This window comes from Zongyangia acetica (genome assembly GCF_038739695.1).
GTDB classification, from domain to species: Bacteria; Bacillota; Clostridia; order Oscillospirales; family Ruminococcaceae; genus Zongyangia; species Zongyangia gallinarum.
In genome coordinates this window covers 104,988-118,195 of the sequence record NZ_JBBEWN010000006.1, presented here as the reverse complement: position 1 = coordinate 118,195, position 13,208 = coordinate 104,988, and the positions used below count along the sequence as shown (strand labels likewise).

At 48.4% G+C, this 13,208-nt stretch carries 9 protein-coding genes and 1 tRNA gene; 8 read left to right on the top strand and 2 right to left on the bottom strand.

The window, feature by feature from the left end; translation table 11 throughout:
* Positions 1–35 precede the first annotated feature (35 nt).
* From WGC32_RS07170 to glgB, 5 genes are all read left to right on the top strand, one after another.
* Positions 36–404: a hypothetical protein gene (locus WGC32_RS07170; RefSeq protein ID WP_342681200.1), complete on the top strand. Its 369-nt coding sequence runs from the start codon at positions 36–38 to the stop codon at positions 402–404.
* 136 nt (positions 405–540) lie between these two features.
* Complete coding sequence (locus WGC32_RS07165) at positions 541–741, top strand: hypothetical protein (protein ID WP_191481966.1); 201 nt, start codon at positions 541–543, stop codon at positions 739–741.
* Positions 686–1,432 carry a DNA repair protein RecO gene (gene recO, locus WGC32_RS07160; RefSeq protein ID WP_342681199.1) on the top strand — a complete coding sequence of 249 codons (747 nt, stop codon included), beginning with the start codon at positions 686–688 and terminating at the stop codon, positions 1,430–1,432. Before WGC32_RS07165 ends, recO begins: the two co-directional genes overlap by 56 nt.
* 47 nt (positions 1,433–1,479) lie before the next feature.
* Entirely contained in the window at positions 1,480–3,861 is a 2,382-nt protein-coding gene (locus WGC32_RS07155; protein ID WP_342681198.1) for an endonuclease MutS2, read from the top strand.
* 30 nt (positions 3,862–3,891) lie between these two features.
* The gene (gene glgB / locus WGC32_RS07150; RefSeq protein WP_342681197.1) at positions 3,892–5,724 is read left to right on the top strand and encodes a 1,4-alpha-glucan branching protein GlgB; all 1,833 of its coding nucleotides are present in this window, start codon (positions 3,892–3,894) and stop codon (positions 5,722–5,724) included.
* A 59-nt stretch (positions 5,725–5,783) separates the two neighbouring features.
* Here glgB and trxA read toward each other — a convergent pair whose 3' ends face one another.
* Positions 5,784–6,101, bottom strand: a complete 318-nt coding sequence (trxA, locus tag WGC32_RS07145) for a thioredoxin (RefSeq protein ID WP_342681196.1) — start codon at positions 6,099–6,101, stop codon at positions 5,784–5,786.
* 118 nt (positions 6,102–6,219) lie between these two features.
* Positions 6,220–7,284: an aspartate carbamoyltransferase gene (gene pyrB / locus WGC32_RS07140; RefSeq protein ID WP_342681195.1), complete on the bottom strand. Its 1,065-nt coding sequence runs from the start codon at positions 7,282–7,284 to the stop codon at positions 6,220–6,222.
* Between the two features lie 205 nt (positions 7,285–7,489).
* Here pyrB and WGC32_RS07135 point away from each other — a divergent pair.
* The 3 genes from WGC32_RS07135 (at position 7,490) to WGC32_RS07125 (ending at position 13,145) form a co-directional block, all read left to right on the top strand.
* A tRNA-Gln gene (locus WGC32_RS07135) sits at positions 7,490–7,563 on the top strand.
* 177 nt (positions 7,564–7,740) lie between these two features.
* A complete protein-coding gene (locus WGC32_RS07130) occupies positions 7,741–12,324 on the top strand; it encodes a GH32 C-terminal domain-containing protein (RefSeq protein ID WP_342681194.1) in 4,584 nt (1,527 codons plus the stop codon).
* A gap of 158 nt (positions 12,325–12,482) precedes the next feature.
* Complete coding sequence (locus tag WGC32_RS07125) at positions 12,483–13,145, top strand: alpha/beta fold hydrolase (protein WP_342681193.1); 663 nt, start codon at positions 12,483–12,485, stop codon at positions 13,143–13,145.
* Positions 13,146–13,208: the final 63 nt, after the last annotated feature.

Below are 13,208 nucleotides of genomic sequence, written 5' to 3'. Positions count from 1 at the left end.
TTTTAGATCGCAATAAAGAAAAGGAGAGGTGTGCCATGGAAAGCAATAAAAAAAGAAACTGGATCTTTGGAGGATTCTCTCTCATCATTTTGCTTTTGGAATACTTCATTTGCCGCTACCTTTTCTTTGATCTGCATGGAATGAGGGAATTTCCCCAGCTTTTACTGCTTGTGGGAGTGGTTTTCCTTTTACTGGCGGCGGCAGGAGGCCTAAAAATATTTTCAATATCCGTCTTAGCCGGTTATCCTTTGGGCTTTATCTGCGGCATGGCCCTGCAAAGTTATGGCACCGATCCCGGAGGAGGAAGAACCTCCAATGGCTGGATCATCTGGGGCGGCGTCTTCTTGGCCTGTGTGGTTGTAGGGGTTCTGATAGATTTGGCTAAGAGAAGAGCGAAAAAATAAGAAGGCTTGTACATAATTTTTCTCCATTGTCAAGGCTAAAGTTTTGCCAATAGTGGTGTACTTTCCCGCTGATATCAGCTGATGGAATGGACAGAATTCTAATAAAGGATTCCAAAACGGAAAGGCGGTTTTGACAATGGATTTGAGAGCGATGAACGCATGGAAGAAGTTTGAGCAGACTGGGAGTATTGCGGCCTATATGCAGTATCGCCAGCTTCTCAACAATGTGGACAACGGCGAGGAAACCGCTGATTTTTTGGGAGAAGGCGAGGAAACAGCCAATGCTGATTACGACCGATGGACTGGTCATCAAACAAAGGACCATGGATACAGATGACAGCCTTCTCACCATTTTAACCAAAGACCTTGGGGTGGTTTATGCTTATGCCAAGGGGGCGAAGAGGATGAAAAGCGCTCTGCTTTCCTCTACCGAGCTTCTTTGTTATTCCCGCTTTGTGCTATTTAAAAACCGGGAGAGGTACAGTGTCAACAACGCTGACCTCAATCAGGTCTTTTTTGGCGTCAGGGAGGATATTACGAAGCTCTCCCTGGCTACATATTTTGCGCAACTTTCCGGCATTGTCCTCCCGGTGGAGGAGCCGGAGGAAGAAGCGCTGCGCCTGTTTTTAAACTGTTTGCACCTTCTTGAAAAGGACAAGCTTCCCCAGACGCAGCTCAAGGCGATTTTTGAACTGCGTCTGATGACCCTCTGCGGATTTATGCCGGATTTGGTGGGCTGTGCCGGCTGCGGCACCTATGAGGCGGTAGAAATGTATTTTGTGCCACAAAGCGGGGAAATCCTTTGTGGCAATTGTAAAGGACGAGCGGTAACGCCGGTGTTTCCCTTGAGCCGGTCGGTCTTACAGGCTATGCGGCATATTATCTACAGCGATTTTTCCAAGCTGTTTGCGTTTACGCTGGCGCCAGAATCCCTGGAACAGTTATCTTTGGCATCAGAGCGTTTTGTCAAAGCACAGGTGGATACCCCTTTGCCCACCCTGGACTTTTATCAATCATTACAATCATAAATTTTCTGAAAGTTACTGACTTTCTATCATAGAATCGGAGGTTCTCCATGAATTTATCACGACACTATAAAGCACTGGAACTGGATAAGGTGCTTTTGATGCTGGCGGAGGAGACAAGCTTTTCCGACGCCCGGGAACGGGCGTTGGAAATTACCCCCTCCACCGATTTTGAGCGGGTGCAGATGCTCATCCGCCGTACATCGGACGCCCACAGCCTGACGGCGCGTTATGGCTCCCCCACCATTCTCAGCATTCAGAATGTGGCGGGGCCCCTTCGACGCGCTCAGGTGGGCGCGTCCCTTAGCCTGAAGGAGCTGCTACATATTGCAGAGGTATTGCGTACTGTCCGGGGCCTCTGCCAGTGGCGGCGGCAGTGTGAAACTATGGGCAGAGAACTTTCCCAGCTCTTTTCCTGCCTTACTCCCAACAGGGAGGTGGAGGAGGCCATTACCTCCGCTGTCCTCAGCGAGGATACCCTGGCCGACAACGCCAGCCGGGATTTGCAGGAAATCCGGCGGAAGATCACCAATGCAGGGCTTCATGCCCGCCATGTGCTGGATAAAATTATCCATTCCACCACCTATCAGAAATTTCTTCAGGAACAGATCGTCACCATCCGGGACGGTCGGTTTGTAGTTCCAGTAAAAAGCGAATATCGAAATGAAGTCAAAGGATTGGTCCATGATACATCGGGCTCTGGCGCCACCTTATTCATTGAGCCCATGAGCGTAGTAGAAGCAAATAACGAGATCAAAGTCCTTCGGGCCAAAGAAAAGACCGAGATGGAACGGATTGTTGCGGCCCTTTCCGCTCAGGCAGGCATGTTTGCCGATGAAATCTTAGACAGCTACGACGCAGTAATCGAGTTGGATATCATCTTTGCCAAAGCCCGCCTTGCTTATAAAATGAAAGCCAGTGTACCAGTGGTGAGAAATGATGGTGTTGTTAACCTCATCAAAGCACGCCATCCCCTCATTGACCCTAAACATGTAGTACCCACCGACATCTCTATTGGAAAAAGCTTTGATACTCTGGTCATTACCGGCCCTAACACAGGAGGAAAGACAGTATCCCTCAAAACTTTGGGGCTTTTTTGTGCCATGGCCATGTGTGGGATGATGATCCCTGCCTTTGACGGCAGTGAGATCAACGTATTTTCCAACATATTGGCCGATATTGGGGATGAGCAGAGCATTGAGCAAAGCCTTTCTACTTTTTCGGCCCATATGACCAATATCGTCAAAATACTCCAGGTGGCGGATCACCATACCCTGGTGCTGCTGGACGAACTGGGCGCCGGCACCGATCCGGTAGAAGGTGCCGCCTTGGCCACCGCTGTTTTGGAACGGCTGCGGGAGTTAGGATGCAGGATTGCGGCCACCACCCACTATGCGGAGTTAAAAATGTACGCCCTCAATACCTCTGGAGTAGAAAACGCCTGCTGTGAATTTGATGTAGCGACTTTAAGCCCTACCTACCGGCTTCTCATTGGCATGCCGGGACGATCCAACGCCTTTGCCATTTCGGAACGGCTGGGCCTGACTGGGGACATTGTGGCACGGGCCAAGGAACTGATGAGCGGGGAGCATATTCGCTTTGAAGATGTGGTCTCCGACCTGGAGCAGTCCCGTCAGGAATTGGAACAAGAGCGGGATGAGGCCAGAAAGCTTCGGATGGAGCTGGAAATGCGCCGCAGGGAGATGGAGAAGCAAAAAGAAGCTCTGGAAAAGCAGAAGGAACAGGAGATGGAGCGGGCCAGATCCCAGGCAAAACGACTGGTAGATCAGGTCAAATACGATTCCCAGAAGCTGATGGAAGAAATCGAGGAAATCCGCAAGCAGAAGGAAAGCGAAAACTATGCGGCTATGGCGGCCAAGGCCAAAAGTGAGCTGAGGGCCAAATTAGAGCGGCTGGAGGATGCTTCCAATCCGGTGGTAGCAAAGACGAATGAAGGCTACCGACTCCCTAGAAAACTCAAACAGGGCGACGAGGTCCTGATTGTGGATATTGACAAGCGGGGAACGGTCATTGCCCCTCCCGACGGGGAATATGTGCAGGTTCAGGCAGGTATTATCAAAACCAAGGTGCATTTAAAGAATCTGCGGCTGATTGAAAACCAGCCTAAAAAACCGGTCTTTTCCAATACCAGGAATGTGCGGACTTCCGCGAAAAAAATGCAGATGCAGGCCAAAATGGAAATCGACCTGCGTGGCATGATGGTGGAGGAGGCCCTCATGGAGCTGGACCAGTATATTGACAGTTCTGTGCTGGCAGGGCTTGGCACCATTACCATCATCCATGGCAAGGGAACCGGCGCCCTGCGGGCAGCGGTACAGGCTCATCTGCGCAAGCATCCCAGTGTCAAGGATTTCCGCCTTGGCACCTATGGGGAAGGGGAAAGCGGCGTGACCATTGTCAATCTGAAATAGACATCTATTGCCCAAGAAGGGGGAAGGAGCATGGCACTCAACATACGGGAATTTGATCGCTATCTTCAGGGGGATTCTCTCAGCGGATACGAGGTCTTCGGCGCTCATCTCTGCCATGAATATGACCAGGATGGCGTCAGGTTTACCGTGTATGCACCAGGAGCCGCAAAGGTAGAAATTATCGGTTCCTTTAACCAGTGGGTAACCTGGCCGATGCAGCGGGAGGAAAGCGGAATCTGGAGCGTCTTTATCGGTGGGGCAAAAGAAGGGGATATGTACAAATATCATATTACCACGGCCCAGGGGGAAGTCTATGATCGAATGGATCCCTTTGCCTTTTACAGTGAGGTGCGGCCTGCGACAGCCTCCATTGTCTATCAGGTAGAGGGCTACCCCTGGGGAGATCAGGAATGGATGAATTCCCGCAGCAAGAATTATAACAGTCCCATGAGCATTTATGAAATACACGCAGGCTCCTGGAAAACCAAAGACGCACAGGAGGATCAGCGTTTTTACCATTATGATGAGCTGGCAGAAGAGCTCATCCCTTACGTGCAGGAGATAGGCTATACCCACGTTGAACTAATGCCGCTGACCGAGCACCCCTTTGACGGTTCCTGGGGATATCAGGTAGCTGGATATTTTAGCCCCACCAGTCGATATGGGGAACCACGGCAGCTGATGAAGCTGGTGGATGCCTGTCATCAAGCGGGGATCGGGGTAATCTTAGACTTTGTACCTCTCCACTTTGTGCGGGATTTTTATGCACTACATATGTATGATGGTGGCTATCTCTATGAAAGCGAGTATGAGGAAAAAAGATACAGCCCCTGGGGGACGGCGCTTTTTGACTTCACCAAGCCCCACGTCCTGAGTTTTCTAAAATCCGCCATTGATTTTTGGCTCTCCCGCTACCACTTTGATGGTATCCGTTATGATGCGGTGTCGAATCTAATCTATCATGATGGGGATCCGGGAAAAGGAATCAATGAACCGGGCGTGTGGTTTCTAAAAAACTGTAATTACACCATAGGGCAGCGGCATCCCAATGTCATGCTCATTGCGGAGGATTCGTCACAGTGCCTGAAGGTGACAGCGCCGGTGGCCTATGGAGGAATGGGATTTGATTACAAATGGAGTCTAGGCTGGATGCACGACACCCTGGATTTCTTTGCCCTGCCTCCAGAAGTGAGGGCGGCTAACAAAGAGAAGTTTACCCATTCCCTCCATTATTTTTATCAGGATATTTTTATCCTCCCATTTTCTCACGATGAGGTAGTGCATGGGAAGAAGACCATCATCGACAAGCTTTATGGAGATTATGGCCAGAAGTTTGATCAGCTGCGTTGTCTCTACCTGTATATGTACACCCATCCGGGGAAAAAGCTAAACTTTATGGGCAATGAGCTAGCTGAGTTTAAGGAATGGGATGAGGCTAAGCAACTGGGATGGAATCTGCTGACCTATCCTGCTCATGAGGCTTTTTGGCGGTATTATCGTAAGTTATTGCATGTATATAAAGAGCAGCCCGCCCTTTATGGAGAAGACTACAATATGCTAGGCTTCCGTTGGATTGACAAAGGGGAGAGATACCCTGCCCTCTTCGCCTATGAGAGAAGTGCCATGGAGGAAAAGATATTTGTAGTTCTTAACCTGTCCGACCGGCCGGCACATAACTACATGCTGGATGTAGGACGCCCGGGTGAATATGAGGTCCTGCTGGACACTGCCCTTCCAGAATATGGAGGCAGTATTTCGCTGAAATCTGTGCTGAAGGCAAAATCTCGCGGCCCTATTCACTGGGGAGTGGACTTGATGATGCAGCCATTAAGCGGATGTATCATCAAGCGAAAAGAGAAATAGTGTTGGTGTTAACATGAAAAAAGGCTTCACGCTTTTACGTGAAGCCTTTTAAATTCTTCTTATTCTGTTTTTAGCATGTCCAGAATATCCTCTTTGGAATGGACACCTACCAGCCGGGATATTTCTTTCCCTCCTTGGAAAAGGATCAGGGTGGGAATACTCATGACAGAATAGCGGGATGCAAGATCAATCTCCTCATCGACATTGATTTTTCCCACGACCGCTTGGGTGCCCAGATCATCTGCCACCTCTTCCACGATGGGGGCAAGCATTCTACAAGGAGCACACCACGGAGCCCAAAAATCCACAAGAACTGGCTGAGAACTTAGCAAAACGTCCTTTTCAAAACTATCTTTATGAAAATGCATAACACTCATTTCAAAAACCTCCTTTAGATAATGAATGATCATGCAATCTATTATACATCATCTTTCGACCTTTTTGCAAGCTTACAGCCAAAAAGCGAACAAAAACGCAAGAAAAACTGCAAATTGATTATATTAAAGTTCGCTCGTCGCAGTAGTCACAGATCAACATATCCCCACAGTCGGTAAAGGTGCTGGGAAGATAGGTTTCCTTCTGGGTGACGCATCTTGGATTACAGCATTTCGCTTGGTAATGTTTTCCAAAGTGGACAGGATAATAATTCTTATCATTTAACATATGAATGATTAGGGACATACGGGCATACATGCCATAGATGGCCTGGTCGAAATAGATAGCGCGGCTGTCTTCATCCACATCCGGCACAATTTCGTCAACACGGGGTAGGGGATGCAGGACACTGAGATCCTTTTTCCCCAGCGCCATTTTGCGTTTATCCAGCACATAGACATTTTTCAGCCGTTCATATTCTTCTAAGGAGGAGAACCGTTCTTGCTGGACACGTGTCATGTACAATACATCCAACATCGGCATTGCTTCTTCCAGAGTGGTAACCTCCATATAGGCGCAACCGGCAGCATCCATAATATCTTTGATATACTGAGGGACCGTAAGTTCCTTTGTGGATATCAGTATAAATTTAGCGCCAAAATGGCACATGGTCTTGATGAGAGAATGAACTGTCCGTCCAAACTTCAAATCTCCGCATAATCCGATGGTCAGACCGTTGAGATCGCCTTTGACCTCCATGAGGGTTGTCAGGTCGGTAAGGGTTTGGGTAGGATGAAGATGTCCGCCGTCTCCTGCGTTAATGATGGGACAGTTGGAATAGAGAGAAGCCGCTTTGGCGAAGCCTTCCTGGGGGTTTCTCACCGCGATGACATCGGCATAACCGCTAACAATTTTAATGGTGTCCTTTAAATTCTCCCCTTTGGCCACCGAGGAATTCATAGGATTGTCGAAGCCAATGGTTTGTCCACCCAGGCGGAGCATAGCTGTTTGAAAGGACATTTGGGTTCGAGTTGACGGCTCATAAAAAAGAGTGGCAAGGATTTTATTCTGACAAACACCAAAATAATCTCCCGGCCGCTCTTTAATTTCATGTGCGAGTTTGAGAATACTGTGTAGATCGTGGATGGATAGATCGTCAAGATCGATGAGATGTCTGGACAACATAACGGTGACCTCCTGTACAGCGAAATGATCTGCTTAGGCATTTCTTTTTATTCTAGCAAAAAAAGAGACAGAATACAAGAATAATAGACAAAAAAATAACAAGACAATAGCGATAGAGGAAAAAGACATATTTTTTAAAATATTTTTCTTTCACTATTGACTTTTTTGGAGAAAGAGGTATAATATTAACTGCTGCTGAAAAGATTGCCCGATTGTGTAAGGGTAGCACGACAGACTCTGACTCTGTTTGTCTGGGTTCGAATCCTAGTCGGGCAGCCAAAAAGAAAAAACTCCATGGTGATTTTACCATGGAGTTTTTCTTTTTGGCTATTTTATATATAATGAGCTTCTTTATTTTGATTGTTAATAAGAATCGTTTGTTTTATCTAATAATGTTATACTTACATTAATGTTTTTTCTTTGAAAAGACACCGAGAATAAAAAGGAGGAGAAGAAATGCAAAGCGGTAAAACGATGAAAAAAGGTGTCAGACGTTGGATCTCAGCGATCTTGGTGCTGATGATTGTCCTGACCAGTATCATACCGTCAGGACTGGCAGCAGTTGCCATCGATGTGCCAGAGGATGTAAACAGCGGGGCAGCAAATCTTTCGCCTTTGGCGGCGGGGGATGACCTGCAAGAACTCGCTGGTCCCAAATTGACAAAGATTTCGGATAACAACTATGAGATGGCGTATCAAAGCGGAAACAGCTATGCTCTTTCAAAAAGTAGTGCGGGCGCCTTCGTGTTGGAAACTGATGTTACCATCAAACAAGGCAACGCCGCGACCCTTATGTTTGGAGCGACTACTTTTGACGCGACCAACATTGGCCGGGGAACGGACAATACCTTCTTTGGCCTGGAATTTACGCGGAATGTCAATAACAAAACCGTCGCCATCAAATTGTTCCAAGACGGCACCGGCGGCTTGGGAAACAACATCATCAAGGGCGGAACCATCGCCGCGACCGATGTTGATACTGAGAAGCCGATTCCTCTTCGCCTAGAGGTGACGGAAGAGAAAGAATTAATCATCCAGGTGGCGGGCCAGACGGCAGAATATACCTTGCTCAAAGACTTCGCCTCCGCTTATCTGGGCGGCTACATTGGACTGATGACCTACAACTCTAACGTTGTATTCAATAACGTGAGTTTGACTGTTATTTCACAGCCTTCCCAGGGGAATTTCGAGAACAATCTGGATGGCTGGAGAGTGATTGACGGCAGTTGGGTTATGACAGACAATGGTATCAAGGCCAGCAATCTCTCTACCGGTAACAAATTCTATATGTCCGGCATCAAGCTGGAAGCGGGAGAAACCTTCGTCTATGAAGGCGATATGCATCTGCCTTATGAAGAAGGAGCCCGAGGCGGCGGATTGGTATTCGGCGTTACCAATCCAGATAAGCCGGGAGACGCTTGGTACTGCATGAATGTGGACCGTAATCAAAACGTGACCAAGCTTTTTAAAAACGTATCCGGTGCCCAAGGCTTTACCATTCAGAGGACCCTAACAGAGAAAGAAAAGACCAAAGAAGATTTCCACTTCCGCGTCGAGCTGCTGGAAGGCGGCAAGATGAACTTCTATCTTGACGGCGTTTTGGTGGGTTCCAACTCTGATCCCACCTTTGCAGGCGGCTATTTCGGCGTTATGTCTTATTACTCCAACTGCTCTTTTGACAATGTATATTACTATAAAGTGAGCACCCCCAAACTGACAGATTTGGAAATTGAGGGTGTGCAGCTGTCGCCGGAATTTTCTGATTCAGTCTATGAATATACAGCTGAAGTAGATTACGCAATGGATACGTTGCGGATCAAACCAACGGCAGACAGCAAATATACCATTGCCATTAACGATCAGGAAGCGGAAAATGGCGCGTATTACGAACTTCCCATCAAGGTGGGATATAACGATGTGAATATTAGAATCACCGACAGCACAGGCGCTGATGTTTCTAATATCATCACCATTAAGGTGAAACGCAACCAGGATCCTGCAACCGCTTTTACGGAAGATTATCGTCCACAGTTCCATTTTAGCCCAGAGTTTAACTTTATGAACGACCCCAATGGACTGGTTTATGATCCCAGCAATGGAACTTGGCATATGTTTTTCCAGCATAGTCCCAATCTTCCCTCGATGATGAACCAGACTTGGGGCCATGCCCAGTCTACAGACTTGGTCAACTGGGTCCAGATGCCCACCGCCATGGAGATGGACGAGCTGGGCCGGATCTATTCCGGTTCCGCTGTGGTGGATGAGAAGAACACCTCCGGCTTCTTCACCAACAATAAAGAGGGAGAATCCAAACTGGTAGCGATCTTTACCCACTCCGGCGGCAACACAGCGGATTACGGCGGGCAAAAACAGTCTATTGCCTACTCTAAGGATCATGGTTTGACCTGGACAAAATATGAACATAACCCTGTTATCTCCAACAAAGGGAATCAGTGGGGCAGCGGGTTCCGGGATCCCAAGGTTTTCTGGTACGAGGATTCCAGCTATGAGCATGGCGGCATTTGGTTGATGATCGTAGCAGGCGGACGGGCTCGTATCTTCTCTTCTGAGAACCTCATCGATTGGAAGCATGAAAGCGACCTGACCTATGCCGATGGTACGCCGCTGGAGTCTGAATGCCCGGATATGTTTGAATTGCCTATCGACGGCGATGAAAGCAACACCAAATGGGTGTATTTCGGCGCGGGAAAATTCTTTGTTCTGGGCGAACTGGTCAAAGAGGATGGAACCTTTAAATTTGTTTCCGAGACCAATCGGATTGATATTTCCAACAATGTCACCGAGATGTATGCTACCCAGAGTTACTACAATGACGGAACCGGTCAGGACCGGAGAATCAGCGTCAGCTGGATGCGGGATTCCACAGCTCCGGCCACCTTGCCTGACAAGGTGTGGAACGGTGTCCAATCCCTTCCCCTGGAGACTAGCCTGCGCACGGTGAACGGCCAGGTGAAGCTGTGCTTCTATCCGGTGGAAGAGGTGAAACAGCTGCGCTCCGCAGAGCCTATTTTCTCCATCGATGAAGATGTTACGATTAACGAGGGGGATGACAATATTCTGGCTGGCGTGGCTGGACAAAAGTATGATATTGAGGCTACCTTTACTCCTGGTACAGCGACTGAATTTGGCTTTAAGCTGCGCCAGGGTGAGGGCGAAGAAACGATCGTTAAGTTTAATCAGGTAACCAATCAGCTGATTGTGGACAAATCTAAATCTGGAGCTGCCCTCAACGCGGTGAAATCCTGGGATATGTATAAAAAGGAAGATGGGACTGTCAGCCTGCGGATTTTGGTGGATTGGTCTGTCATTGATGTCTTCGGTAACGAAGGGGATTCCTCTCTGAATACCCTCTTCTTCCCGGATAAAGAGAGCATTGGAATGGAGTTTTTCTCCACAGGCGGCGATGTGACCATCAACTCCATGAAGATTTATGACATGAAGTCCATGTACAGGGACGATCTACCCCAGCCGGGAGATGATCCGACCATGCTTTCCCTTACCGCTCCTGAGGATGCAGATGTTGGCGAGGAGTTCACAGTTTCCGCCAATGTTCTGCCCACTATTGTGGAGAACAAAACTGTAACTTGGACCTACGACGAGGGCCTGACCAAGGTCAGCGAAAGCGAGGACAGCATTACCCTGCGGGCAGAGACACCCGGAGAATACAAAATCAAAGCGGTTACTGTGGCCGGCGGCCTGGAGAAGGAAGTCACCGTCAAGGTTATTGACAAGAACTTTGCCACCAACCTGACCGGCTGGCAGACCACCGACGGTATTTGGAAGGTAGACGAAAACGGATTGCTGGCGGAATGCGGAAGTGACAATTTCGCCATGTCCGAGATCTCTGTAGACGGTGACTTTACACTGGAAGCTGATATTACACTGGAAGCAGGACGTTGTCCCGGATTGGTCTTTCACTCTCAGGGAGTCAATGGAAAAACCACAGGTGCCTATGTATTTAACTTTGACCTAAACATGGATAAGTTTAGGATTTTTGAATTCCCCTATATCAATGGTGCCACCAGCGATATAGCCAATCGCACCTTTGCGGATGCCGGTTTGACGCCGGAGATTGGCCAGACCTATCATGTGGTGCTGACGGTCAAGGACAACAAATTCTCGGTGGAATTTGGCGGCGTTCAGATCTTTACTGATGTAGCGGATACCAACACCACCCAGCAGTACAACAGCGGCCTTTTGGGGCTCATTGTCCACCAGTCTACAGTACGGTTCCAGAATGTCTTTGTCACCGCTGAATCCCCCATAGCGGCTGTAGTGACGGAGATCCCCGACGTCTATGTGGTGGCTGGTGATGGTACAACCAAAGATGAGCTGCTCGCTCAGCTGCCTCAGCAGGTGACAGTAAAATTTGAAAACAACCTTGAGGATACTGTTGATGTAACGTGGAACCTGGACAATGTTGATCTCTCTCAGGCGGACACCTACGTAGTCGAGGGTAGCATCGAAGGGACTGAGATTACCGCTAAGGCCAATATTATCGTCACAGCGGCACCGGTTTTAGTAGAGACGGAGCCGGAGAGACTAGAGGTTACTGCGGAAGCGGGAAGCCAGCCGGCGGATGTCTTCGAAAAACTGCCCAAAGAAATACAGGGCATCTATTCTGATGAAGAGCGTGTGGCATTGATTCTCACCGGTTGGGATGAGAGCAAGGTAGACTTTGCCAAGGCAGGTGTCTATGATACGACAGGAACCTTGGCTTTGGCAGAAGATAATACACCGGTAGAATTGACCATTCCTATTCAGGTAACAATAACCGGAAATGGTCAGGTCGATGAGGGAGATGGCGATATCCCCGGCTCCAATGTGGGTCAAGTAGGCGGTTCTGATTGGGATTGGCCGGAGGGAAGCGGCAATACAACGGGCAATAATGCCGGTGGCTCTGATGGCACAGGAAAACTGCCAGCGCAGACTGGTGATGCCAGCGCTATCCCTGCCGCTATGGCAGTCTTGGCAATCTCAGCGGCTGCGATCTATGTTCTGCGGCGGAGGAAAAAATAATCGTATATCACCGACAGATAAGAAATTATCTATACAACTTTAAATGAAAAAGGATGGGGTGCAGCTTGAGCTGCACCCCATCCTTTTATAGTTTTTGCAAAAGGCCGGAGAAAACGATATAATAATAAATATCATGGTACTAGGGAGGGAAATACAGAGTGGAGGCATTTGCCAACGGTATCCGGATCTTTTATGAAAAGCAGGGGGAGGGAGCTCCTCTCCTCTTGCTTCACGGAAACGGTGAGACCCATGAGATATTTGATAAGGCTGTGGAGGCTTTTTCCTCACAGTATACGGTTTATGCGCTGGATAGCCGATGCCATGGGAAAAGTGAGATGACGTCCACCATTTCCTATGATGAAATGGCAAAAGACGTGGCAGATTTTATCAAGGTATTACAGTTGGAAAAACCAATTATCTGCGGTTTTAGCGACGGCGGAATTGTTGGGCTGCTTTTGGCGATTCGGTACCCAGAGCGCATCTCCCGACTCATTGCCTGCGGGGCGAACGCAACGCCGTCCGGGCTTAAAATAAGATATCTGATGCTATTTCGTCTGTTTTATCTCTTCACCCGGGAGCCAAAGCTTAAAATGATGCTGGATGAACCGCAGATTACCAAAGAGGAGCTGGAAGCTATTCATTTGCCGGTTCTCCTGCTGGCGGGTGAAAAAGATATGATTAAGACCCGGCATACGCAGTATTTGGCGCGTTCGATTCCGGGAAGCCAGCTGCATATTTTAAAGGGGGAAACTCATGGAAGCTATGTGGTGCATTCTCCAGTCATGCCCCAACATGTCCTACCTTTTCTCGATCTGCACTAGTATAAAAACAGGCGCCGTCTTATGACGGCGCCTGTTTTTTAGAGGTTACTGTGGGAGTATATA

Excerpts from the sequence above, each read along its gene's own strand:
- WGC32_RS07155 (WP_342681198.1), top strand. The coding sequence starts at position 1,480 with ATGAATTTATCACGACACTATAAAGCACTGGAACTGGATAAGGTGCTT.
- trxA (WP_342681196.1), bottom strand. The coding sequence starts at position 6,101 with ATGAGTGTTATGCATTTTCATAAAGATAGTTTTGAAAAGGACGTTTTG.
- glgB (WP_342681197.1), top strand. The coding sequence starts at position 3,892 with ATGGCACTCAACATACGGGAATTTGATCGCTATCTTCAGGGGGATTCT.
- recO (WP_342681199.1), top strand. The coding sequence starts at position 686 with ATGCTGATTACGACCGATGGACTGGTCATCAAACAAAGGACCATGGAT.
- pyrB (WP_342681195.1), bottom strand. The coding sequence starts at position 7,284 with ATGTTGTCCAGACATCTCATCGATCTTGACGATCTATCCATCCACGAT.
- WGC32_RS07130 (WP_342681194.1), top strand. The coding sequence starts at position 7,741 with ATGCAAAGCGGTAAAACGATGAAAAAAGGTGTCAGACGTTGGATCTCA.
- WGC32_RS07170 (WP_342681200.1), top strand. The coding sequence starts at position 36 with ATGGAAAGCAATAAAAAAAGAAACTGGATCTTTGGAGGATTCTCTCTC.
- WGC32_RS07165 (WP_191481966.1), top strand. The coding sequence starts at position 541 with ATGGATTTGAGAGCGATGAACGCATGGAAGAAGTTTGAGCAGACTGGG.